We start from the raw sequence: 22,902 nt of genomic DNA on the forward strand, positions 1-22,902 counted from the left end.
TCCGGCCGCCTCCCTCCCCGGAGGCACCACGACCCGGGACTACATCCCGGCGATCAGCTTCTCCACCCGCTCGTCCACCGAACGGAACGGGTCCTTGCAGAGCACCGTGCGCTGCGCCTGGTCGTTCAGCTTGAGGTGCACCCAGTCGACCGTGAAGTCCCGGCGCTGCTCCTGCGCCCGCCGGATGAAGTCGCCGCGCAGCCGGGCCCGGGTGGTCTGCGGGGGCACCGACTTGGCCTCGAAGGTCTTCAGGTCGGTGGTCACCCGCTCGGCCTGGCCCTTGTTCTGCAGCAGGTAGAACAGGCCGCGCCGGCGGTGGATGTCGTGGTACGCCAGGTCGATCTGGGCGACCCGGGGGTTGGACATGCTCATCTGGTGCTTCTCGCGGTACCGCTCGATCAGCTGGTGCTTCATGATCCAGTCGATCTCGGTGGCCACGCTGCCCAGGTTCTCGGTGCGGACGGCCTCCAGGGTGCGGCCCCAGAGGTCCAGCACCCGGGCGATGGTGCCGGTGTTGATGCCCTTGCGGTCGGCGAACTCCAGTGCCTTGGAGTAGTACTCCTCCTGGATGTCCAGCGCGCTGGCCTCCCGGCCGTTGGCCAGCCGGACCTGGTGGGTGCCGGTCAGGTCGTGGCTGACCTCGCGGATCGCCCGGATCGGGTTCTCCAGGGTCAGGTCGCGCATCACCACCCCGGCCTCGATCAGCCGCAGCACCAGGTCGGTCGCCCCGACCTTGAGCAGGGTGGTGGTCTCGGACATGTTGGAGTCGCCGACGATCACGTGCAGCCGGCGGTACCGCTCGGCGTCCGCGTGCGGCTCGTCCCTGGTGTTGATGATCGGGCGGGACCTGGTGGTCGCCGAGCTGACGCCCTCCCAGATGTGCTCGGCCCGCTGGCTGACGCAGTAGACCGCGCCGCGCGGGGTCTGCAGCACCTTGCCCGCGCCGCAGATCAGCTGACGGGTCACCAGGAACGGGATCAGCACGTCGGCCAGCCGGGAGAACTCGCCGTGCCGGGCCACCAGGTAGTTCTCGTGGCAGCCGTAGGAGTTGCCCGCCGAGTCGGTGTTGTTCTTGAACAGGTAGACGTCGCCCGCGATGCCCTCCTCGTGCAGCCGCCGCTCGGCGTCCACCAGGAGGCCCTCGAGGATCCGCTCGCCCGCCTTGTCGTGCGTCACCAGCTCGGTGACGTCGTCGCACTCGGGGGTGGCGTACTCGGGGTGCGAGCCCACGTCGAGGTAGAGCCGGGCTCCGTTGCGCAGGAAGACGTTGCTGCTGCGGCCCCAGGAGACCACGCGGCGGAAGAGGTACCTGGCCACCTCGTCCGGGGACAGCCGACGCTGCCCGCGGAACGTACAGGTGACGCCGTACTCGTTCTCGATCCCGAAAATTCGGCGGTCCATGAAGGCTCCTCTTCTCTGCGCGAGGCCTTGCGAAACCCTCGGTGAACCCGACCGTGCACCAGCTCACCGCGGCGGAGCGGGAGCCCGCCCGTGGGCTCCCGCTGCTACCGGCTACTCGGAGGCGTCCGACTCCTCCTCCGCGGCGGCGGAGGCGTCGCCGCCCAGGAGGCGGCCGAGCTGGCCGCCCAGGATGCGCTTGAACTTCCGCTGCTGGAAGCGAGTGCGGTCGAGGACCGCGACCTCCAGCTGATCGGGGGTCAGGGCTCGGGGCGAGCCGCCGTTCGGGTCCCTGGCGAGGCCGTCCACGGCGAGCCTGAGCGCCTCGGCCAGGGTCAGCCCGGCCCGGTGCTGCTGGCCCAGGTAGTTGCCGATCGAGTCGGCGTTGCCACCGACCACGACCGCGTTCTTCTCGTCCACCACCGAGCCGTCGGGTGTGAGCCGGTAGATCTGGTCGTCCTCGACCGTGGCGCCGACCTCGGCCACGATCAGCTCCACCTCGTACGGCTTCTCGCCGACCGAGGAGAAGATGGTGCCGAGCGTCTGGGCGTACACGTTGGCCAGCCCACGGGCCGTCACGTCGGCCCGGTCGTACGAGTACCCCCGCAGGTCGGCGTAGCGGACGCCACCGATCCGCAGGTTCTCGAACTCGTTGTAGCGGCCGACCGCGGCGAAGGCGATCTGGTCGTAGATCTCGGACACCTTGTGCAGCGCCCGGGAGGTGTTCTCGGCGACGAAGAGGATGCCGTGGTCATAGGTGAGCACGACCACGCTGCGGCCGCGCGCGATGCCCTTGCGGGCGTACTCCGCGCGGTCCGCCATGGCCTGCTGGGGCGAGACGTAGAACGGTGTGGACACCGGCGATCGTCCCCTTCCTGGTTGGGAGCCGGCGGGCTAGAGGAGTGGGGCCTGCGGGCCGTTGGGGTGTTCGAGGCGGCCCTCGGTGATCGACCGCGCGATCGCGGAGACCTCGGTGTCGGTGAGGCGGCGGAAGCCGTCCTCGGTGATCAGCGAGACGATCGGGAAGATCTTCCGGGCCATGTCCGGGCCGCCGGTGGCGGAGTCGTCGTCCGCGGCGTCGTACAGCGCCTGCACCACCGCGGTGGCGGCCTGATCGGCCGTCAGGTCGGCGCGGTAGAGCTTCTTCAGCGAGCCCCGGGCGAACACCGAGCCCGAGCCGGTGGCCGCGAAGCCGCGCTCCTCGGACCGGCCGCCGGTGACGTCGTAGGTGAAGATCCGGCCGCGACCGAGCCGGAGGTCGTACCCGGCGAACAGCGGCACCACGGCGAGGCCCTGCATGGCCATCCCGAGGTTGCCCCGGATCATCGTGGTCAGCCGGTTGGCCTTGCCCTCCAGGGAGAGCACGGTGCCCTCGATCTTCTCGTAGTGCTCCAGCTCCAGCTGGAACAGCCGGACCATCTCGACCGCGAGGCCGGCCGTGCCGGCGATGCCGACGGCGCTGTACTCGTCCGCCGGGAACACCTTCTCGATGTCCCGCTGGGCGATCACGTTCCCCATCGTCGCGCGGCGGTCGCCGGCGATCACCACGCCGCCGTCGAAGACCGCGGAGACGATGGTGGTGCCGTGCGGCGCCTCGATCGTCAGACCCTCGGGCAGCGTGCGGCCGCCGGGCAGCAGCTGCGGCGAGTGCTGGCCGAGGAAGTCGTAGAACGACGAGGACCCCGGAGTCAGGAAGGCAGCCGGTAGACGCCCGGTGCCACCAGTGTTGGCTTCCACACGATTCCTTCCAGGTAGATCAACTAGACGCTGCCCGGGACACTACCCGTTCCCGGGCGGTGATCCACCTGACAGGTCGTCCGAAGTTCGCGCGCGGCAACCCCGTGCATTTCTGACGGGATTGCCGCGCGTGACGGAAGAACTGGCGAGCGGCTACTGGCCGCCCTTCTGGACGAACTGCCGGACGAAATCCTCCGCATTCGACTCGAGCACGTCGTCGATTTCGTCCAGGACCGCGTCCACGTCGTCGTCGAGCTTTTCCTGGCGCTCCTTGAGGTCGTCCGAAGCCTGTGCCTCCGCGGCCTGCTCCTCGACCTCCTCGGAGGAACGGTTCGCCCGCTGCTGACCACCGCCGGTGTCCTTGCTGGCCATTTCCCTCACCCCGCTCACTCGGTTGGTCCGACCCTATCCACCGGCTACGACATCCGCGTCCGGTTCCTGTACAACGTTCGTCGTTCGTCAGGATGATTCCCCGTCGCGGGATGTTCACCCGTGGTGATCGAAAAGTTACCCGCCGGAGAGTACCCGGACCAGGTCCTCGGCCGTGCGGCAGCGGTCCAGCAGGGCCTCCACGTGCTCCCTGGTGCCGCGCAGCGGCTCCAGCGTGGGCACCCGCTGGAGCGAGTCGCGCCCCGGCAGGTCGAAGATGACCGAGTCCCAGGAGGCCGCCGCAACGTGGTCGGCGTACTGCTCCAGACAGCGGCCGCGGAAGTACGCCCTGGTGTCCTCCGGCGGCTTGGTGACCGCCCTGGTGACCTCCTCCTCGGTCAGCAGCCGCTCGAACCGGCCGCGGGCCACCAGGCGGTTGTAGAGGCCCTTGTCGGGGCGGACGTCGCTGTACTGGAGGTCGACCAGCTGGAGCCGTGGGCTGTCCCACTCCAGGCCGTCGCGCTGGCGGTAACCCTCCAGTATCTCCTTCTTGGCGATCCAGTCGAGCTGCCTGGAGAGGCTCATCGGGTCGTTCTCCAGCCGGCCGAGCACGTCCTCCCAGCGGGCCAGCACGTCCAGGGTCTGCTCGTCGGCGTCTTGGCCGTAGCGGTCCTCGACGTACTTCCGGGCGAGCTCGTAGTACTCCAACTGGAGCTGGACGGCGGTCAGCCGGCGGCCGCTGCGCAGCTGCAGCTGGTACTTGAGCGAGGGGTCGTGCGAGACCCGGTGCAGGGTCCTGACCGGCTGGTCGACGGCGAGGTCGGCGGTGATGAAGCCGTCCTCGATCATCGTCAGGACCAGCGCGGTGGTGCCCAGCTTGAGGTAGGTGGAGATCTCCGAGAGGTTGGCGTCCCCGATGATCACGTGCAGCCGGCGGTACTTCTCGGCGTCGGCGTGCGGTTCGTCCCTGGTGTTGATGATGGGCCGCTTGAGGGTGGTCTCCAGACCGACCTCGACCTCGAAGTAGTCGGCCCGCTGGCTGATCTGGAAGCCGTCCGCGTTGCCCTCCTGGCCGAGACCGACCCGGCCCGCGCCGGTGATCACCTGCCGGGAGACGAAGAACGGGGTGAGGTGGCGGACGATGTCGGCGAACGGTGTCGCCCGCTGCATCAGGTAGTTCTCGTGGGTGCCGTAGGAGGCGCCCTTGTTGTCGGTGTTGTTCTTGTAGAGGTTGATCCGCTGACCGTTCGGCAGCTCCAGGGCGCGGGCGGCCGCCTGGGCCATGATCCGCTCCCCCGCCTTGTCCCAGAGCACCGCGTCGCGGGGGTTGGTGATCTCCGGCGAGCTGTACTCGGGGTGCGCGTGGTCGACGTAGAACCGGGCGCCGTTGGTGAGGATGATGTTGGCCAGACCGATGTCCTCGTCGGTCAGCTGGCTGGAGTCGGCCACGTCGCGCGCGAGGTCGAAGCCGCGCGCGTCCCGCAGCGGGTTCTCCTCCTCGAAGTCCCAGCGAGCCCGCCGCGCCCGGTGCATCGCGGCCGCGTAGGCGTTCACGATCTGGGACGAGGTGAGCATGGCGTTGGCGTTCGGGTGGCCCGGCACGGAGATCCCGTACTCGGTCTCGATCCCCATCACGCGCCGTACGGTCATGCGGCCCTCCTCTGGAATATCCCGAGACGCGCCGTCCGGCTGCGGGGCGGGTGGGCGCCGCAGCCGGACGGTGAGTTGAGCGGTCCTACAGGTGGAGCGGTGTCACAGGTACTGCCCCGTGTTGGCCACCGTGTCGATCGACCGGCCGGACTCGGCGCCCTGCTTGCCGGTGACCAGCGTGCGGATGAAGACGATCCGCTCGCCCTTCTTGCCCGAGATCCGGGCCCAGTCGTCCGGGTTGGTGGTGTTCGGCAGGTCCTCGTTCTCCTTGAACTCGTCCACGCAGGCGGCGAGCAGGTGGGCCACCCGCAGGCCGTGCTGGCCGGTGTCGAGGAAGGCCTTGATGGCCATCTTCTTCGCCCGGTCGACGATGTTCTGGATCATCGCGCCGGAGTTGAAGTCCTTGAAGTACAGGACCTCCTTGTCACCGTTGGCGTAGGTGACCTCCAGGAAGCGGTTCTCCTCGGTCTCGGTGTACATCCGCTCGACCACGGCCTGGATCATCCCGGACACCGTCGCCTCGACGGAGCCGTCGTGCTCCTTGAGGTCGTCCGGGTGGAACGGCAGCGAGTCCTTGAGGTACTTGGAGAAGATGTCCTTCGCGGCCTCGGCGTCGGGGCGCTCGATCTTGATCTTGACGTCCAGGCGGCCCGGCCGCAGGATCGCCGGGTCGATCATGTCCTCGCGGTTCGAGGCGCCGATCACGATGACGTTCTCCAGGCCCTCCACACCGTCGATCTCGGCGAGCAGCTGGGGGACGATGGTGTTCTCCACGTCCGAGCTGACGCCCGACCCACGGGTGCGGAACAGCGACTCCATCTCGTCGAAGAAGACGATGACCGGCGTGCCCTCGCTGGCCTTCTCCCTGGCCCGCTGGAAGACCAGGCGGATCTGCCGCTCGGTCTCGCCGACGTACTTGTTCAGCAGCTCCGGACCCTTGATGTTCAGGAAGTAGCTCTTGCCCTGCGGGCGCCCGGTCACCTCGGCGACCTTCTTGGCCAGCGAGTTCGCGACCGCCTTGGCGATCAGCGTCTTGCCGCAGCCGGGCGGGCCGTAGAGCAGCACGCCCTTGGGCGGGCGCAGCTCGTACTCCTTGAACAGGTCGGCGTGCAGGTACGGGAGTTCGACCGCGTCGCGGATCTGCTCGATCTGGTTGCCCAGACCGCCGATCTGCCGGTAGTCGATGTCCGGCACCTCCTCGAGGACCAGGTCCTCGACCTCCGACTTGGGGACGACCTCGTAGACGTAGCCGGAGCGGGGCTCCAGCAGCAGGGCGTCACCGGAGCGGAGCGTGACGCCGTGCAGCGGCTCGGCGAGCCGCACCACCCGCTCCTCGTCGGTGTGACCGGTGACCAGGGCGCGTTCGCCGTCCTCCAGCACCTCCTTGAGGGTGACGATGTCGCCGATGCTCTCGAAGGCCATGGCCTCCACGACGTTGAGCGCCTCGTTGAGCATGACCTCCTGACCACGGCGGAGTTCGTCGAGGTCGATGCTCGGGCTGACGTTCACCCGCAGCTTCCGGCCACCGGTGAAGATGTCGGCGGTGCCGTCCTCGTTCTGGCTGAGGAAGGTGCCGAATCCGGCCGGGGGCTGGGCGAGCCGGTCGACTTCCTCCTTGAGGGCCACGATCTGGTCGCGGGCCTCGCGGAGCGTGGAGGCGAGCCGTTCGTTCTGGGCGGTGACACCGGCCAGGTTGGTCTGGAGCTCGACGATGCGGTCCTCGAGAATCCGAGAACCACGCGGTGAGTCGGCGAGCTTGCGGCGCAGGGCGGCGACCTCCTGCTCAAGGTACGAGACCTGAGCAGCCTCGTCGGAACCCCGAACGGGCCGGCCGGCGCTGCGGTTGTAGTCGTCATCGTGGGATGCCACGGTCCTCACCTCCTCCTGGGGGAGCTGGACGACCCAAACCTACCTGGGACCAGGGGGGTGTAAACCCCTAGATCAGAAAGTTGGAACGGGCGTGTCCGATCTTCGCCCTCGGATGCTTCCCCTCTGCAGAGGAGATACCCACCGCGCACCGGTCAAAGCCGACCGGATGTATCGTCGGTCGGGTCAATATCCGATCGTGACCCGGGGAACCGGTCGGATCAGTGTACGAATGGCAGGAATGCCCCAGGACGGGATAGACCGGACCGGGCAGGAAACGGCAGGGGACATGTCGGCGACCGGCGAGGCCACCACAAGCGAAGCGCTCGAGGTCTGGATCGACCAGGACCTCTGCACGGGGGACGGCATCTGTGTGCAGTACGCGCCCGAGGTCTTCGAGTTGGACATCGACGGCCTGGCCTACGTGAAGGGCGAGGACGACGAGCTGCGCCAGCGGCCCGGCGACTCCGCACCGGTGCCGCTGACCCTGCTTCAGGACGTGGTCGACTCGGCCAAGGAGTGCCCCGGGGACTGCATCCACGTCCGCCGGGTGAGCGACCGGGTCGAGGTGTACGGCCCCGACGCCGACTGAGCGGGCGTCAGATCCCGCCCCCTCACACCTTGGCGGCCGGCTCCGTGGTCCTGGTGCGGAGCCAGTCGCCGCCCTGCCGGTGCCAGGAGAGCAGCACCGTCAGGTCGGGGGCGTACCGCGGGATCTCGTCGCTGGAGTAGCCGCGGGCCCGGGCCGTGACGGTGGCGTCGCTGCGCAGCTTCAGTTCGGTGACGGTCAGACCCTCATGGGGATCGACCAGGGTCGCCGAGACCTGCGGCCGGCCGTCCTGACCCGGCGTCAGCACGTACACGCCGTCCGGCGGGGTGCCGTTCTCGGCCGCGCAGTGCGCCGCCACCACGGTGGTCGGGCGGCCGTCCAGCACCGCGCCGAAGCTCAGCGCCACGGTGGTGGGGAACGGGCCGCAGTCGAGCGGCAGTCGGACCTTGGCCGGATCGGGGGCCGCGGCGGCGGGCAGGGCGCTCGGCGCGGCCGGCCGGGTCGGTGTCACCACGCCCTGGGCCGGGTTCACCGCCAGGGCTCCGGCGATCACCGTGGCGGTGGCCACCGCCACCAGCACCCAGTGCCGCACCCTCGTCCCCGTCCGGGGGCCGGCGGGTACGGGGGGCCCGGCCTGCTGCTCTGTCATCTGCACCGTCTCGACCGCGAGTTCCACCAGGACAGTCCCCTCCGGGGTGGGGTGGCATCGAGGGTGCATCATTTCACGCCACCCGCCGGACGGAGCACACAGGGGCGCGGAACTTTGCAGCTCCGCGCCCCTCTCGTGCCGTCGGTGGCGGCTGTGCCGCCGCTGGTGCTACTCGGCTTCCTTGGCCGCGGCCCGCTCGGCCGCGCGCTCGGCGAGCGACTTCTCCGGCGTAGCGGCACCGCTCTCGTAGTCCTCGCCGTACGAGCCCTTGGCGGGACGGCGGCGGCGCAGCGGCGGCTCGACCCCGTCGGCCAGCCGGCGGGAGGTCAGCAGGAAGCCGGTGTGGCCGATCATGCGGTGGTCCGGGCGGACGGCGAGACCCTCGACGTGCCAGGTGCGGACCATGGTCTCCCAGGACTGCGGCTCGGTGAAGGTGCCGTGCTCGCGGAGCGCCTCGACGGTCCGCGACAGCTGCGTGGTGGTGGCCACGTAGCAGCAGAGCAGACCGCCGGGGACGAGCGCCTTGGAGGCGACGTCCAGGCACTCCCAGGGGGCCAGCATATCCAGGATCATCCGGTCGACCTCGGTCTCCACCAGGTTGTCCTGGAGGTCACCGACCGTCAGCTTCCAGGCCGGGTGCGGGCTGCCGAAGTAGCGCTCGACGTTGGCCTTGGCGATGTCGGCGAAGTCCTGGCGACGCTCGTACGAAGCGAGCAGGCCGGTGTCACCGACGGCGCGCAGCAGGTACGTGGAGAGCGCGCCGGAGCCGACACCCGCCTCGACCACGCGGGCGCCCGCGAAGATGTCGGCCATCGCCAGGATCTGCCCCGCGTCCTTGGGGTAGATCACGGCGGCGCCGCGGGGCATGGAGAGCACGTAGTCGGGGAGCAGGGGGCGCAGCGCGAGGTACGGGACGTTCCCCGTGGTGCGCACGACCGTGCCCTCGGGGGCGCCGATCAGCTCGTCGTGCGGGAACGCACCCTTGTGGGTGTGGAACTGGTTCCCGGCCTGGAGCGTGAACGTGTAGTGGCGGCCCTTGGGGTCGGTCAGCTGGACCTGGTCCCCGACCTGGAAGGGCCCGCGTCGGCGGGTGGCACCGGTCGGTTCGGACATGCGGCAATCCTAAGGGAAACGGAACGCTCCGCCGACCAGGTGATCCACTACCGCGCCCTGCGGGGCTCGCGCTGGCCGACCTCGGTGCCGCGACTAGCTCCGGCCGCGGACCGCCGCGTTCAGCCGCCGCTCCAGGTCGGCCAGGCTCAGCACGCCGTACACGGTGCCGTCCGGCCGGAGCACCAGGTACTCGGTGGCCGGGGTGGCGCGCATCGCGGTGAGCAGCTGCTCGCCGGTCAGCCCCACGCCGAGCCGCAGGCCCGGCTCCAGGTCCCTCGCCAGGGCGCCGACCGCGACCCAGGGGCGGCGCTGCTCGGGGACGGCGTTCACGGCCGCCTCCTTCACCAGGCCGGTCGGTTCGCCGTTGCCGTCCACCACCACCACGGCGCCGGCCCTGGCCTCCCTGGCCTGCCTGAGCGCCTCGCCGAGCGGGGTGTCGGCGGTCACCGTCACGCTGCGCCGGGCCAGTTCGGTCAGCCGCAGCGCGGGCAGCGCCTCCTTGAGCCGGGCGTTGCGCAGGGCGCCGCCGGCCCCGTTCCAGATGATCACGGCCAGCACGGCGGCCAGCACGCTGTCGATCAGGCCGTCCGTGGTGGAGCGGTCCAGGCCGCTGCGGGAGGCGGTGTACATCGGCAGGCCGAACAGCACCACCAGGGCCAGCGCCCGGCCGGTCCAGGCGGCGGCCAGGGTGCCGGTCATCGGGCGGCCGGTGAGGCCCCAGACCAGTGCACGCAGGATCCGGCCGCCGTCCAGCGGCAGGCCGGGCAGCAGGTTGAAAGCGGCCACCACCAGGTTGCTGACGAAGAGTCCGGCCAGCAGCACGCCGGGGACGCTGGACGGCTCGACCGCCTGGAAGGCGAGGTAGAAGGCCCCGCCGAGGACCAGCGAGAGCAGCGGGCCGACGAAGGCCAGCCAGAACTCCCGGGCCGGGGTGTCCGCCTCCTTCTCGATCTCGGAGACGCCGCCGAAGAACTGCAGCTGGATCCGGCGCGGGTTGAGGTCGAGCCGCAGCGCCACCAGGGTGTGCGCCAGCTCGTGCACCAGCACCGAGGCGTAGAACGCCACCGCGAAGGAGAACGAGACCAGGTAGCGGGTGCCGCCGAGCTCGGGCAGCACCTCGGTGAGCTGACCGCCGAAGATCCAGGTGATCAGCGCCGCGATCACGAACCAGGACGGCGTGACGTAGACCGGCACGCCGAACGGACGACCCATCAGGATCCCGCCGGGCCGTTCCCGCTGCCCGCTGGTCTCACTCACCGTGACCCCTTGTCCGTTGCTTCGGTCCGTCGCTGCCGTGCCCGCCACGCTACGTGATCTCCTCGGGGATCGGCCGACCGCCCCGTCCGTGGTTCTGTACCCGTCCAACGTCCGGACGAGCGCCGTCGTTGCCGAGGCGTGTCCTGGGTGCATGGCGCGGGGGGTGTCCGGCGTGCGTGGGCGGGGCTGCGTCCGGCGCGTGCCGTCGGCCTGCGGCCTGCGTGGGCGGGGCTGTGTCCGGCGTGACAGCGGACTGACGGCGGGATGACCGCCGGGGGCAATAGGGTCGGGGGCATGCACCAGACCGACAGCGCCCCCGCCGAGGCCGTCCCGGCCGACGCCGAGGCCGGGGTTCCGGCCCCCGTGGGGGTCCCCGCCCCCAGAACGCCCAGGCCGCCGACCGGCCTGTCGCCGAGCCGGGCGGGCGACTTCATGACCTGCCCGCTGCTCTACCGGCTGCGGGTGATCGACCGGCTGCCCGAGCCGCCGAGCGCGGCCGCGACCCGTGGCACCGTGGTGCACGCGGTCCTTGAGCGGCTGTTCGACAGCCCGGCCGCCGAGCGCACCCCGGAGCGGGCGCTTGGCCTGCTCCGGCCGCAGTGGGAGCGGCTGCTCGGCGAGCGGCCCGAGCTCTCCGGGCTCTTCCCCGACGACCCGGACGGCGCGGCGCTGACCCGCTGGCTGGGCGACGCGGAGAAGCTGATCGACCGTTGGTTCCGGCTGGAGGACCCGACCAGGCTGCACCCGGCGGAGCGCGAGCTCTACGTGGAGACGGTGCTCGGCTCCGGCCTGCTGCTGCGCGGCTACATCGACCGGGTCGACGTCGCGCCGAGCGGTGAGGTCCGGCTGGTCGACTACAAGACCGGCCGGGCGCCCTCGCGCGACTTCGAGGGCAAGGCGATGTTCCAGATGAAGTTCTACGCGCTGGTGGTCTGGCGGTGGAAGGGCGTGCTGCCCAAGCGCCTCCAGCTGGTCTACCTGGGCGGCGGCGGGGACGTGGTCACGTACGACCCGGACGAGGCCGACCTGCTCGCGGTGGAGCGGAAGCTGACCGCCCTCTGGGAGACCATCAGCCAGGCGGTCGCCACCGGCGACTTCCCGGCCACCCGCAACCGGCTGTGCGACTGGTGCGACCATCAGAGCAGCTGTCCGGAGTTCGGGGGCACTCCCCCGCCGTACCCGCTGCCGGTGCGGCGGCGCGACGACGGGCAGGAAGACGAGCGCGGCGACGAACGCGCGGACGATGGTCCCCTGACGGGACAGACGAGCAAGGAGTCCGAGTGACGATCCGAGTGCTGCTGGTCGACGACCAGCCGCTGCTGCGTACCGGTTTCCGGATGATCCTGGAGGCCGAGGCCGACCTGGTGGTGGTGGGCGAGGCCGGGGACGGGCAGCAGGCGCTTGAGCAGGTCCGGGCGCTCCAGCCGGACGTGGTGCTGATGGACATCCGGATGCCCCGGATGGACGGCGTCGAGGCCACCCGGCGGATCGCCGGCCCCGGCCGGGACGGCCCGGCCAAGGTGCTGGTGCTGACCACCTTCGACCTGGACGAGTACGTGGTCGAGGCGCTCCGGGCGGGGGCCAGCGGCTTCCTACTCAAGGACGTGCCGGCCGAGGAGCTGGTCCAGGCGATCCGGGTGGTCGCGGACGGCGCGGCGATGCTGGCCCCGTCCATCACCCGCCGGCTGCTGGACATGTACGCCACCCGGCTCCCCTCCGGCGACGAGACGCCGCCGCAGGCGCTCACCGCGCTGACGGAGCGTGAGCTCGAGGTCCTCAAGCTGGTCGCCCGGGGGCTCTCCAACGCGGAGATCGCCGGGGAGCTGTACGTCAGCGAGACGACCGTGAAGACGCACGTCGGGCACGTGCTGACCAAGCTCCAGCTGCGGGACCGGGTGCAGGCGGCGGTCTACGCCTACGAGAGCGGTCTGGTCCGGCCGGGCGCGCAGTAGCCCCGCCTGCGGAACGCCGAGGGCCCCACTCCGTGCGGGAGTGGGGCCCTCGTCCGTGATGGAACGTCACTTCTTGGCGGCGCGGCCGATCTCCCAGAACCGGAACACGCCGGTGGTGTCCACCGTGCCGTCCACCCCGGTGATGTCGGTGCCCGAGGCGTAGAACGCCTTGTTCTGGAACAGCGGCACCAGCGGGGCGGCCTCGGCGACCAAATTCTGCATCTGCGCGTACCCGCCGCCCGCGGTGCGGTCGGTCTGCTTGATGGCGTCCGGCACCATCTTCTGGCTGATCCGCGGGTCGTCCCAGCCGCTGTGGAAGGCGCCGCCCTCAACCACCAGCGGGGTGACGAAGTTGTCCGCGTCCGCGTAGTCCGGGGTCCAACCGACCACGTAAGCCTGGTACTTGCCGTCGATCCAGCCCTGCTGGTAGGCGGTCCAGTCCGCCTCCTGCTGGACCGTCACCTGGAACAGGCCGCTGGCGTCCAGCTGCTTCTTCAGCTCGTTCGCCTCCGCCTCACCGGCCCGGGCCCTGGACCAGGTCAGGCTGAGCTTGACCGGGGTGGCCACCTTGCCGGCGGCGAGCAGCTTCCTGGCCTTGGCCACGTCCGGCTCGCCGTAGCGGTCGAAGTACGCGGTGTTGTGCCCGTTGATACCGGCCGGGACGACCGAGTAGAGCGGCTGCACGGTGCGCGCGTACACGTCGCGGGCCAGCACCTTGCGGTCCACCAGCTGCGCCACCGCCTGCCGGACGGCGGGGTTGCCGGCCACCGCGTCCTTGGTGTTGAAGACCAGGTAGCGGGCCTCCGCGCTGTCACCCTCGGCCACCTTGAGCTTGCCGGTGCCGGCCAGCTGGTCGTCCTTCAGCTTGGCGGCGGTGACCGGGTCCAGACCGCTGTCGGCCAGGTCGATGTCGCCCTGCTCCAGCGCGTTCTTGAGGCCGGCCGGGTCCTCGAAGTAGCGCAGCACGAACTTGCTGTTCTGCAGCTTGGCATCGCCGTGGTACTCGCCGTTGGCGGCGAGCGAGATCTTGCGCAGCGCGCCGTCGCCCTTCGCCTCGATCGAGTCGATCTTGTACGGGCCCGAGCCCACCAGCTTGTCGTTGCCGAGCAGCTTGTCGGCCGGGAAGACCTGGTGGTCGACGATCGAGCCCGCCGCCGAGGCGAGCTTGGCCGGGAGCACCGCGTCCGGCGTGGTCAGCTGGAGGGTCACCTCGCTGCCGCTGGCCTCGGCCGACTTGATGGTCGACAGCAGGTTGGACGGGCCGTTCTGGTCGTTGATCTTCTGCATCCGCCGGATCGAGAAGACCACGTCCTCGGCGGTCAGCGGGTTCCCGTTGGAGAACTTCAGGCCGCTGCGCATGGTGCACTTGTAGACCAGCGTGTCGGCCCCGGTGAAGGCACAGGACTCGGCGGCGTCGGGCAGCGGGCTGGTCGCTCCGGCGGGGAACTTCAGCAGCGACTGGAAGGTGTTGTTGAGCACCAGCCACGAGCCGGCGTCGTACGCTCCGGCCGGGTCCAGCACCTTGGTGCCGCTGGCCGTCCCCATCGTGATGGCGCCCTTGTCGTCACCGCCGGTGACCACCTTCTTGGCCGATGCGCAGCCCCCGACCGTGGTGGCGACCAGGGTGGCGCATGCCAGCACGGCCAGTCGGTTGGCTGAAGTCATGCGCAAACACGTTCCTTCTGCGGGCTGACCGGCTGGTGGGCCGGTGGCTGCCGTCGGGCGCCCGCGCGGGTGTGGCGGACGTCTGTGGTCGGATCTGATCGGATTCAGCGTGCCATATGGAGCACACCCGAAAATCGCCGACGGAGACGCCCTCCTGCGAGGTGACGGAGCGTCAGGTGATCCTATGGTGACGAGTTGTCAGCCAATGCCCGATTTCTCCCACAACGGCCGCTGCCCGCCGTCACCGGTCGGAGACGGCGGGCAGCGGTCGCGAGAGCAAGTTCACATCGAATCGTGACCTGTGGCGCGCCGGGCGCCGGCCCCGGAGGGCCTCAGACCCGGGCGGCCACCACCGCGCGCAGCAGCTCCAGGTCGAGCTGCTCCAGCGAGCGCAGCACGGTGCGGCCGGGGCCGGGCTCGATCGGCGCCACCGAGGGCACCGCGATCACCGGGCAGCCGGCCGCCAGACCGGCCTGCACCCCGGTCGGGGCGTCCTCGACCACCACGCAGCGGCCCGGCTCGGCGCCGAACCGGGCGACCGCCGCGAGGTACGGATCGGGGTGCGGCTTGGTGCGGGCGACCTCGTCCCCCGCGAGCGAGAAGGCGAAGTGGTGCCGGCCCAGACCGTCCAGCACGATGTCGATGACGTGCCGGTGCGAGGCCGACACCAGGGCGGCCGGGATGCCGTGCGCCGCAAGGGTGTTGAGCAGCCGCTCGGCCCCGGGCATCAGCGGGACGCCACCGGCCAGCAGGTCGACGAAGCGCTGGTTGATCAGCCCGGTCAGCTCGGCCTTGCCGAGCCCGACGCCGGTGGTGGCGATCAGGTAGTCCAGCACCCGGCTCATCGGGCCACCGACCACGTGCGCCCGGTCCGCCTCGTTCAGCTCGTAGCCCAGCTCGGCGAAGAGCGAGGCCTCCGACTGCCACCAGAAGTCCTCGGTGTCGACCAGGGTGCCGTCCATGTCCAGCAGCACTGCCTGGAGGCCGTCGCCGTCCCCGTGGTCGAGCCTCTGGGTGGTGGCAGTGGAGATGGTGGTCATGGTGGGCGTCCTTCCGTCCGGCCGTCCCCGGGGATGGCACAGGCCGGCCCGCTGGTGAGCGGACCGGCCCGTTCAGGGTGATCCAGGATACGCCCGGCTCGCCGGTTCGGAGCGAACGGAGCGCGGCCAGTCGGTTACCCCCTGTTGAAGGAGCGCCGACGGGCCCGCCCGTCCGTCACCGCGCGTTGAAGTACTTCGCCTCCGGGTGGTGGATCACGATGGCGTCGGTGGACTGCTCCGGGTGCAGCTGGAACTCCTCGGAGAGCACCACGCCGATCCGCTCCGGCTGCAGCAGCTCCGCGATCTTGGCTCGGTCCTCCAGCTCGGGGCACGCCCCGTAGCCGAGCGAGAAGCGGGCGCCGCGGTACTTCAGCGCGAACATGTCCTTGACGTCCTGCGGGTCCTCGTCGCCGAAGCCCAGCTCGAACCGGACCCGGGCGTGCCAGAACTCGGCCAGCGCCTCGGCGAGTTGGACCGAGAGGCCGTGCAGCTCCAGGTAGTCCCGGTACGCGTCGGCGGCGAACAGCTCGTTGGCCGCCTCCGAGATCCGGTTGCCCATGGTGACCACCTGGAGGCCCAGCACGTCCTTCTCGCCGCTCTCCTCAGGACGGAAGAAGTCGGCCAGGCAGAGCCGGCGGCCTCGGCGCTGGCGAGGGAAGGTGAACCTGGTCCGCTCGGAACTGTCCTGGTTGAAGACCAGCAGGTCGTCGCCCTTGGAGGCGGCCGGATAGTAGCCGTAGACCACGGCGGCCTCCAGCCAGCCCTCGGTCTGCAGGCGGTCCAGCCACATCCGCAGGCGGGGACGGCCCTCGGTCTCCACCAGCTCCTCGTACGAGGGGCCGCCGGAGCGCGCCGCCTTCAGGCCCCACTGGCCCTTGAACAGCGCGTCCTCGTCCAGCCAGGCGGAGTAGTCCGCGAACGGGATGCCCTTGACGATCCGGTCGCCCCAGAACGGCGGGGTGGGCACCCGGTTGTCCACCGAGACGTCGGACCGGATCTGGCCGAGGTTGACCTCCTCGACCTCCTCCACCTCGAGCCTGGCGTGCCGGCGCTGGCGCAGCTCGGGCAGTGCGGCGCCGGGGACGCCGCGCTTGACCGCGATCAGGGCGTCCATCAGGCGGAGACCCTCGAAGGCGTCCCGGGCGTAGCGGACCTCGCCCTCGTAGATCTCGTGGAGGTCCTGCTCGACGTAGGCGCGGGTCAGGGCGGCGCCGCCGAGGATGACCGGGTAGTCGGCGGCCAGCTGACGCTGGTTCAGCTCCTGGAGGTTCTCCTTCATGATGACGGTCGACTTCACCAGGAGACCGGACATGCCGATCACGTCGGCGCGGTGCTCCTGGGCGGCGTCCAGGATCGCCGAGACGGGCTGCTTGATGCCCAGGTTGACGACCGTGTAGCCGTTGTTGGAGAGGATGATGTCGACCAGGTTCTTGCCGATGTCGTGGACGTCGCCCTTGACGGTGGCCAGCACGATGGTGCCCTTGCCCTCGTCGTCGGACTTCTCCATGTGCGGCTCCAGGTGCGCCACCGCCGTCTTCATCACCTCGGCGGACTGCAGCACGAACGGCAGCTGCATCTGCCCCGAGCCGAACAGCTCGCCGACGACTTTCATCCCCGCCAGCAGCGTGGAGTTGACGATCTCCAGCGCCGGACGCTCCGTCAGCGCCTCGTCGAGATCCGCTTCCAGGCCCTTGCGCTCACCGTCGATGATCCGCCGCTGCAGCCGCTCCTCCAGCGGCAGCGCCGCCAGCTCCTGCGCCTTCGACTCCGCCGAGGAGGCCATGCTGACCCCCTCGAAGAGCTGCAGCAGCTTCTGCAGCGGGTCGTAGCCCTCCGAGCGGCGGTCGTAGACCAGGTCGAGGGCGACCTCGCGCTGCTCCTCGGGGATGCGGGCCATCGGGAGGATCTTGGAGGCGTGCACGATCGCCGAATCCAGACCGGCCTCGACGCACTCGTGCAGGAACACCGAGTTGATGACCTGGCGGGCGGCCGGGCTCAGGCCGAAGGAGATGTTGGACAGGCCGAGCGTGGTCTGCACGTCGGGGTGGCGGCGCTTCAGCTCCCGGATCGCCTCGATGGTCTCGATGCCGTCGCGGCGGGACTCCTCCTGGCCGGTACCGAGGGTGAAGGCGAGGCAGTCGACCAGGATCGAGCCCTCGTCCACGCCGTACTCGGTGGTGAGCTGGGTGATCAGGCGCTCGGCGATCGCCACCTTGGTCTCCGCCGTGCGGGCCTGCCCCTCCTCGTCGATGGTCAGCGCGATCAGACCGGCGCCGTGCTCGCGGGCCAGGGCGGCGATCCGGCCGAAGCGGGTGTCCGGGCCGTCGCCGTCCTCGTAGTTGACGGAGTTGAGCACCGCGCGGCCGCCGAGCGCCTCCAGGCCCGCGCGCAGCACGTCCGGCTCGGTGGAGTCCAGCACGATCGGCAGGGTCGAGGCGGTGGCCAGGCGGCCCGCGATCTCCTTCATATCCGCCACGCCGTCGCGGCCGACGTAGTCCACGCACAGGTCGAGCAGGTGGGAGCCGTCGCGGATCTGCTCGCGGGCGATCTCCACGCACGCCTGCCAGTCACCCGCCAGCATCGACTCGCGGAACTTCTTCGAGCCGTTGGCGTTGGTGCGCTCACCGATCGCCAGGTAGGAGGTGTCCTGCCGGAACGGCACCGGCTGGTACAACGACGCCGCGGCCGGCTCCGGACGCGGGTCGCGGGCGACCACCGGGCGGCCCTGCACCCGCTCGACCACCGCGCGCAGGTGCTCGGGCGTGGTGCCGCAGCAGCCGCCGACCAGCGAGAGGCCGTACTCGCGGGTGAACGTGTCGTGCGCCTCGGCCAGCTCGGCCGGGCTGAGGGGGTAGTGGGCGCCGTCCTTGCCCAGCACCGGCAGGCCCGCGTTGGGCATGCAGGACAGGCCGATCCTGGCGTTCTTCGCCAGGTAGCGCAGGTGCTCACTCATCTCGGCCGGACCGGTCGCGCAGTTCAGCCCGATGTAGTCGACGCCCAGCGGCTCCAGCGCGGTGAGCGCCGCGCCGATCTCCGAGCCCAGCAGCATCGTGCCAGTGGTCTCCACGGTCACCTGGACCAGCACCGGCAGGTCGAGACCGGCCTCGGCCAGCGCACGCTTGGAACCGAGGATGGCCGCCTTGGTCTGCAGCAGGTCCTGGCTGGTCTCCACCAGCAGCGCGTCGGCGCCGCCCGCGATCAGACCGGCGGCGTTCTGCTGGAACCCGTCCCGGAGCAGCTCGTACGGGGCGTGGCCGAGGGTCGGCAGCTTGGTGCCGGGGCCGATCGAGCCGAGCACCCAGCGGGTGCGGCCGTCCTGGGCGGTGAAGGTGTCGGCGGCCTCGCGGGCCACCCGGGCCCCCGCCTCCGACAGCTCGAACACCCGCTCGGGGATGTCGTACTCGGCCAGCGCCGCGTGGTTGGCACCGAAGGTGTTGGTCTCCACGCAGTCCACACCCACCGAGAAGTAGGCGTCGTGCACCGCACGCACGATGTCCGGCCGGGTCAGGTTCAGCACCTCGTTGCAGCCCTCGAGCTGCTCGAAGTCCTCCATGGTGGGGTCCTGCGCCTGCAACATCGTGCCCATCGCGCCGTCGGCCACCACCACCCGGGTGGCAAGGGCTTCGCGCAGTGCGTCCGCGCGGTCCTGCGCGGCGGATGCGGTGAGAGCGGACGAGGGGACGGCGGCGGTGGCCATGGGGCTACTCCCTGGGTGCGACGGCTGTCGGCTTTGCGGCCCGTCCGTGTACGGGACGCACGCGGTCAGGGTATCGGGCCACACGCTCAGGGCGGGAACCCGTTTCGCATCCTGAGCGTCGCCCTCCCTCGGGGAGCGCAGATGATCAAGAACAGCGGGCCGGGCCGGGCGGAGCCGGCCGGGGTGGCGGCAGGCCGGGATCAGCGGGCTGCGGGGCCCCGCACTGCCACTCACCGGCCGGCGCGCACCCGGTCGGCCGGACGGGAGGGGCAGCGCGCAGCGCCGCGCCGCCCCAGCCGCCGACCGGGCAAGTTGAGCTGAACGGCCGCCACTCGTACGGATGGTGACTGCCCGACAGCGAAACGTCTAGCATGGTTCGCGCACGACCGCCGTCGGCAGGAGGAGCCACGATGGACACGGTCATCGTCCAACTGCCGCCGCGCCGGGGTGAGGCGCCCTCGGACCGGCCTCGGCTGCTGCGGATGGGGCCCGGCGAGCAGGCGGACTTCGGCCGGGGCGCGCCGGACTGCCCGGTCGCCATCGAGCTGGCCGACCAGGGGGTCTCCCGGCGGGCGGGCGAGGTGACGGCGGCCGAGGACTACTGGCGGCTGTCCAACTTCAGCTCCAGCGCGACCTACGTGGTCGAGAACCTGGAGGGCGCGGGCGAGCACGTCAAGGTGGCGCCCGGGCGGCTGGGCGCACCGGTGCCGTTCGAGTTCGCCCGGGTGGTGCTGCCTTCGGTCGACGGGTCGAGCGACTTCAAGGTCTTCGCCCCGCAGCACGCCTACCTGGACGGGCCGCCGGACCTCGGGGGCGGAGACCACACCGTCAGCCCGTTCGCCCTGGACCCGACCGCCAAGTACTTCCTCGTCCTGCTGGCGCTCTGCGAGCCACGGCTGCGCGACCCCTCGGCCGCCGCCGTACCGGGGGTCAGCGACGTGCTGCAACGGCTGGGGCAGCACCCGGACTGCCGCACGCTGACCCGGTCCGCCGTCAACTACCACATCGACTACCTGGCCGACACCAAGCTCAGGCTCCGGGAGTGCGAGGACGGCGGGCGGACGGGCCGCAAGCGGGAGGAGCTGGTCTCGCTGGCGCTCCGCTTCGACCTGGTGCGGGAGGAACACCTCGCGCTGCTGACCGCACCGAAGGCGCCCGCGACCGGCCCGGTCGCCGGTGCGGTCGCTGCGCCGCGATCGTCGGCCGTCACCGCCCGGCGCGACTGAGCCCCGGCGCCGATGGAGCCGACCGACGTCCCGACCGGGTACCTGGTGGCCGGGTACCGGATCACCGGACCGATCGGGGCCGGGGCCTGGGGGCGGGTTTACTCCGGGTGCAGCGAAGCGGACGGGACACCGGTGGCGGTGAAGTTCCTGCCGCCCGGGCGTCTCGCCCCCGGGCAGCGCCGGACGCTGGCCGAACTGACCCGGCGTGAGATCCGCTTCAGCCGCCGGGCCGACCACCCGCAGCTGATCCGGACCCTGGCGGTGGTCACCGTACGGGACCCGGACCGGCAGGCGCTGGACGGCGCCGTCGCGCTGGTGATGGAGCGGGCCGAGCGCAGCCTCCAGCAGCTGCTCCAGGACGCCGAGCCCGGCCGTCCGCTGCTCGGCGCCGGACCGCTGCTGATCGAACTGTGCACCGGGTTGGCACACATGCACGGCAGGGGCTGGGTGCACGGTGACCTGAAACCCGGCAACGTGCTGCTGATGGCGGACGGCAGTGTCCGCCTCGCGGACTTCGGGCTGACCACGGAGTTGGAGGGCACGCACGCCTACATCCCCCCGCTGGGCTCGCTCGATCACGTACCGCCGGAGTGGTGGTCGCAGCGCTCGGGGCCACGGGGTGTCCAGCTCCGGCCGGGCGCCGACATCTGGGCGTTCGGCGTGCTGGCCCACCAGGTGCTCAGCGGTGGGCTGCACCCCTTCCTCGGTGCGACCGCACGGGCGCGCGGCCTGGCCGCCCAGGCGTACGCGCGCGGCCTGACGCCACTGCGGCTGGACGAACGGCTGCCGGCCGGATGGCGGGCGCTGATCGCCGACTGCCTGGCGGTCGACCAGGCCGTACGGCCGGACGCCGGGCGGCTGACGGCTCGGCTGCGGGCTCTGCACACTCCGCCCCGTCGACGACGGAACCGGATCGCCCGGCTGACGGCACTCGCCCTGCTGGCAGCGGCCCCGGCGGCCGGCTGGGCCGGCCTCCCCGGGCAGGCCGCCCTGCCGCCCCCTCCCCCTTCGGCCCGCGTCGGCACCGCTGCCGGTGCCGTCGCCGGCGCTCTGCGGCCGGAGGCCGACGTGCCCGCCGCCCTGCGCGAGCCGATCGAGCGAGCAGCCCGGGCCTGCCCGGAGCGGGAGATCAGCCCGGCACTGATCGCTGCCATGCTCAAGGCGGAGAGCGGCTTCGACCCGTCGGCGACCCGCCCGGCGACCCAGGAGTACGGCATCGCGATGTGGACGCCCTCGGTTTTCAAGGCCTGGGCGCAGGACGGCGACGACGACGGCCGGAAGGACTACATGTCCGCCCCGGACGCCATCATCACCATGGGCAACTACGTCTGCTGGCTCGACCAGCAGCTCAAGCACCGGGGCACCGGCGGCGACCTGCGCGAGCTGGTCGCCGCCGGGTACCGGACCAGTGACAAGACGGTGGCCGATGCCGGGGGTGTCCCCGACCGCGTCCGACCGTACGTCGACCTGGTGCTGCGCTATCTGACGCAGTACGGCGGCTGACGGGGGCGTCAGCGGTCGGGGTCCGGCAGGCGGGGCCCCAGGGGCTCCAGGGGTCTCAGCAGGTGGGCAGCCCGGGCACGGGCTCGTCATTGCCACCGCCGGAGAGGTAGATGACGTTGACCCAGACGCCCTTGTTGCCGCTGTCGTCGTCGGTCTTGGCGTACCACTTGTTGTAGTACGGGCCGTCGGACATCGGGGTGCCGACCGCCTGGCAGTAGAAGTAGTTGGTGCCGGCATTCAGCGTGCCGGCCCGGACGTTGTGCTCCCAGAACGTCGGGGCGGTCTTCCAGACGTGGCAGTTGTACTTGCCGCCGCCGATCCCGTAGCAACCGCTCGCAGCATCCGCACTGACGGCGGTGGCCCCGAGGGAGGCGACACCGAGCGCGATCACGGCACCGGCCATGGCCAGCCTGCGCACACCGAACATGATGGTTCTCCTTGCTGGTCGCGGCGCGGACTCCCCCGCGCCGAGACCCAGCGAACCACCGGCCAGAACTCACCGGTACCTGACATCTGTCAGGGTCCCCCACACCGCCCGGCATGCCGTTTCCCGGCCCGGGCCGAGCCCCCAGGCCGTCCCTCAAACCGTTCCTCAGGCCGGGCCGCGTTGTCAGGCCGGCCCGAGCGGCGTGCGGTGCAGGGCTATCAGCAGCCGCCAGCTCCGGGCGGCCAACTCCTCCGGGGTCGCGCTGATTCCGCCGTGCAGCCAGTCAGCGAGCAGTCCGGTGAAGGTCGCGGCCACCGCCGTGGCCACCAGCGCGGCGTGCGGCGCACCGGCCAGCTCACGCTCCCGCCGACTGTACTCGCGCAGCTCACGGTGCATCAGCTCGCCCAGCGGACCGCCGCCTTCAGCCGTGAGCAGCGCCCGGTAGAGCGCCTCGTGGCCGCCCAGCACGGTGAGGAACTCGGCCAGCGCGGGCGGCGGCGCGGCGGGATCGGGCACCCCGCGCCAGGCGTGCAGCGCCGCCACCCCGTCCCGGACCACCTCCCCGCAGGCGTCCACCGCGAGCGCCTGGAGGTCGGGGTAGTGCACGTAGAAGGTGGCCCGGCCGACTCCGGCCCGCCGGGTCAGGGCCGCCACCCCGAGCTCGGCCAGCGGCCGTTCGGCGCACTCGGCCAACAGCGCCGCCCGCAGCCGGGCCCGCGTACGCTCCGTTCGGGGATCGGCGCCTGTCGAGCCGCCTGCTGGACTCCCCGCCGGACCGCTTCCCGGACCGCCCATCACACCAC

Annotated in this window: 19 protein-coding genes; 5 read left to right on the forward strand and 14 right to left on the reverse strand. The window is 71.1% G+C overall.

The features are described from left to right. Positions 1-39: 39 nt before the first annotated feature. The 6 genes from pafA to arc all read right to left on the reverse strand — a co-directional run bounded on the left by pafA (position 40) and on the right by arc (position 7,023). Positions 40-1,401, reverse strand: a complete 1,362-nt coding sequence (gene pafA / locus ACKUU6_RS04960) for a Pup--protein ligase (protein ID WP_407987202.1) — start codon at positions 1,399-1,401, stop codon at positions 40-42. Positions 1,402-1,512: 111 nt separating this feature from the next. Next, positions 1,513-2,256: a proteasome subunit alpha gene (gene prcA / locus ACKUU6_RS04965; RefSeq protein ID WP_407987203.1), complete on the reverse strand. Its 744-nt coding sequence runs from the start codon at positions 2,254-2,256 to the stop codon at positions 1,513-1,515. 36 nt (positions 2,257-2,292) lie between these two features. Next, on the reverse strand, positions 2,293-3,135 hold the full coding sequence (gene prcB / locus ACKUU6_RS04970; RefSeq protein WP_407987204.1) for a proteasome subunit beta: 843 nt from the start codon (positions 3,133-3,135) through the stop codon (positions 2,293-2,295). Between the two features lie 153 nt (positions 3,136-3,288). After that, on the reverse strand, positions 3,289-3,507 hold the full coding sequence (locus ACKUU6_RS04975; protein ID WP_407987205.1) for a ubiquitin-like protein Pup: 219 nt from the start codon (positions 3,505-3,507) through the stop codon (positions 3,289-3,291). A gap of 135 nt (positions 3,508-3,642) precedes the next feature. Further along, entirely contained in the window at positions 3,643-5,154 is a 1,512-nt protein-coding gene (dop, locus tag ACKUU6_RS04980) for a depupylase/deamidase Dop (RefSeq protein WP_407987206.1), read from the reverse strand. A 102-nt stretch (positions 5,155-5,256) separates the two neighbouring features. Then, a complete protein-coding gene (arc, locus tag ACKUU6_RS04985; protein WP_407987207.1) occupies positions 5,257-7,023 on the reverse strand; it encodes a proteasome ATPase in 1,767 nt (588 codons plus the stop codon). A 286-nt stretch (positions 7,024-7,309) separates the two neighbouring features. On the opposite strand from arc, the gene ACKUU6_RS04990 reads away from it, so the two are divergent. Next, complete coding sequence (locus ACKUU6_RS04990) at positions 7,310-7,612, forward strand: ferredoxin (RefSeq protein ID WP_407992043.1); 303 nt, start codon at positions 7,310-7,312, stop codon at positions 7,610-7,612. Positions 7,613-7,634: 22 nt separating this feature from the next. Here ACKUU6_RS04990 and ACKUU6_RS04995 read toward each other — a convergent pair whose 3' ends face one another. The 3 genes from ACKUU6_RS04995 to ACKUU6_RS05005 form a co-directional block, all read right to left on the reverse strand. Then, positions 7,635-8,291, reverse strand: coding sequence for a hypothetical protein (locus ACKUU6_RS04995; protein WP_407987208.1), 657 nt, complete (start codon positions 8,289-8,291; stop codon positions 7,635-7,637). A gap of 96 nt (positions 8,292-8,387) precedes the next feature. Then, entirely contained in the window at positions 8,388-9,332 is a 945-nt protein-coding gene (locus tag ACKUU6_RS05000; RefSeq protein ID WP_407987209.1) for a tRNA (adenine-N1)-methyltransferase, read from the reverse strand. 93 nt (positions 9,333-9,425) lie between these two features. Next, positions 9,426-10,589, reverse strand: a complete 1,164-nt coding sequence (locus tag ACKUU6_RS05005) for a site-2 protease family protein (RefSeq protein ID WP_407987210.1) — start codon at positions 10,587-10,589, stop codon at positions 9,426-9,428. Between the two features lie 294 nt (positions 10,590-10,883). Between ACKUU6_RS05005 and ACKUU6_RS05010 the strand changes: the two genes are divergently transcribed. Together ACKUU6_RS05010 and ACKUU6_RS05015 are read left to right on the forward strand one after the other, a co-directional pair. Beyond that, positions 10,884-11,873 (forward strand): PD-(D/E)XK nuclease family protein, encoded by a 990-nt coding sequence (locus ACKUU6_RS05010; protein WP_407987211.1) that lies wholly within the window; start codon positions 10,884-10,886, stop codon positions 11,871-11,873. Continuing rightward, positions 11,870-12,541 carry a response regulator gene (locus tag ACKUU6_RS05015; RefSeq protein ID WP_407987212.1) on the forward strand — a complete coding sequence of 224 codons (672 nt, stop codon included), beginning with the start codon at positions 11,870-11,872 and terminating at the stop codon, positions 12,539-12,541. Before ACKUU6_RS05010 ends, ACKUU6_RS05015 begins: the two co-directional genes overlap by 4 nt. Positions 12,542-12,607: 66 nt before the next feature. Here ACKUU6_RS05015 and ACKUU6_RS05020 read toward each other — a convergent pair whose 3' ends face one another. The 3 genes from ACKUU6_RS05020 to metH all read right to left on the reverse strand — a co-directional run bounded on the left by ACKUU6_RS05020 (position 12,608) and on the right by metH (position 18,943). Beyond that, positions 12,608-14,206, reverse strand: a complete 1,599-nt coding sequence (locus tag ACKUU6_RS05020) for an ABC transporter substrate-binding protein (protein WP_407987213.1) — start codon at positions 14,204-14,206, stop codon at positions 12,608-12,610. 332 nt (positions 14,207-14,538) lie between these two features. Then, a complete protein-coding gene (locus ACKUU6_RS05025) occupies positions 14,539-15,246 on the reverse strand; it encodes an HAD family hydrolase (protein WP_407987214.1) in 708 nt (235 codons plus the stop codon). A 175-nt stretch (positions 15,247-15,421) separates the two neighbouring features. After that, on the reverse strand, positions 15,422-18,943 hold the full coding sequence (gene metH, locus ACKUU6_RS05030; protein ID WP_407987215.1) for a methionine synthase: 3,522 nt from the start codon (positions 18,941-18,943) through the stop codon (positions 15,422-15,424). Between the two features lie 410 nt (positions 18,944-19,353). Here metH and ACKUU6_RS05035 point away from each other — a divergent pair, with 410 nt between their 5' ends. Further along, positions 19,354-20,169, forward strand: coding sequence for a serine/threonine protein kinase (locus tag ACKUU6_RS05035; RefSeq protein ID WP_407987216.1), 816 nt, complete (start codon positions 19,354-19,356; stop codon positions 20,167-20,169). 12 nt (positions 20,170-20,181) lie between these two features. Continuing rightward, complete coding sequence (locus ACKUU6_RS05040; protein ID WP_407987217.1) at positions 20,182-21,672, forward strand: serine/threonine-protein kinase; 1,491 nt, start codon at positions 20,182-20,184, stop codon at positions 21,670-21,672. 55 nt (positions 21,673-21,727) lie between these two features. On the opposite strand, the gene ACKUU6_RS05045 is transcribed toward ACKUU6_RS05040, so the two are convergent. Then, positions 21,728-22,099, reverse strand: coding sequence for a hypothetical protein (locus ACKUU6_RS05045; protein WP_407987218.1), 372 nt, complete (start codon positions 22,097-22,099; stop codon positions 21,728-21,730). A 183-nt stretch (positions 22,100-22,282) separates the two neighbouring features. Further along, positions 22,283-22,894, reverse strand: coding sequence for a TetR/AcrR family transcriptional regulator (locus ACKUU6_RS05050; RefSeq protein WP_407992044.1), 612 nt, complete (start codon positions 22,892-22,894; stop codon positions 22,283-22,285). Positions 22,895-22,902: the final 8 nt, after the last annotated feature.

It is taken from the genome of Kitasatospora sp. CMC57 (assembly GCF_045866025.2).
GTDB lineage: Bacteria > Actinomycetota > Actinomycetes > Streptomycetales > Streptomycetaceae > Kitasatospora.

Excerpts from the sequence above, each read along its gene's own strand:
- pafA (WP_407987202.1), bottom strand. The coding sequence starts at position 1,401 with ATGGACCGCCGAATTTTCGGGATCGAGAACGAGTACGGCGTCACCTGT.
- ACKUU6_RS04975 (WP_407987205.1), bottom strand. The coding sequence starts at position 3,507 with ATGGCCAGCAAGGACACCGGCGGTGGTCAGCAGCGGGCGAACCGTTCC.
- dop (WP_407987206.1), bottom strand. The coding sequence starts at position 5,154 with ATGACCGTACGGCGCGTGATGGGGATCGAGACCGAGTACGGGATCTCC.
- ACKUU6_RS04990 (WP_407992043.1), top strand. The coding sequence starts at position 7,310 with ATGTCGGCGACCGGCGAGGCCACCACAAGCGAAGCGCTCGAGGTCTGG.
- ACKUU6_RS04995 (WP_407987208.1), bottom strand. The coding sequence starts at position 8,291 with ATGATGCACCCTCGATGCCACCCCACCCCGGAGGGGACTGTCCTGGTG.
- ACKUU6_RS05000 (WP_407987209.1), bottom strand. The coding sequence starts at position 9,332 with ATGTCCGAACCGACCGGTGCCACCCGCCGACGCGGGCCCTTCCAGGTC.
- ACKUU6_RS05010 (WP_407987211.1), top strand. The coding sequence starts at position 10,884 with ATGCACCAGACCGACAGCGCCCCCGCCGAGGCCGTCCCGGCCGACGCC.
- ACKUU6_RS05020 (WP_407987213.1), bottom strand. The coding sequence starts at position 14,206 with ATGACTTCAGCCAACCGACTGGCCGTGCTGGCATGCGCCACCCTGGTC.
- ACKUU6_RS05025 (WP_407987214.1), bottom strand. The coding sequence starts at position 15,246 with ATGACCACCATCTCCACTGCCACCACCCAGAGGCTCGACCACGGGGAC.
- metH (WP_407987215.1), bottom strand. The coding sequence starts at position 18,943 with ATGGCCACCGCCGCCGTCCCCTCGTCCGCTCTCACCGCATCCGCCGCG.
- ACKUU6_RS05035 (WP_407987216.1), top strand. The coding sequence starts at position 19,354 with ATGGACACGGTCATCGTCCAACTGCCGCCGCGCCGGGGTGAGGCGCCC.
- ACKUU6_RS05040 (WP_407987217.1), top strand. The coding sequence starts at position 20,182 with ATGGAGCCGACCGACGTCCCGACCGGGTACCTGGTGGCCGGGTACCGG.
- ACKUU6_RS05045 (WP_407987218.1), bottom strand. The coding sequence starts at position 22,099 with ATGTTCGGTGTGCGCAGGCTGGCCATGGCCGGTGCCGTGATCGCGCTC.
- ACKUU6_RS05050 (WP_407992044.1), bottom strand. The coding sequence starts at position 22,894 with ATGGGCGGTCCGGGAAGCGGTCCGGCGGGGAGTCCAGCAGGCGGCTCG.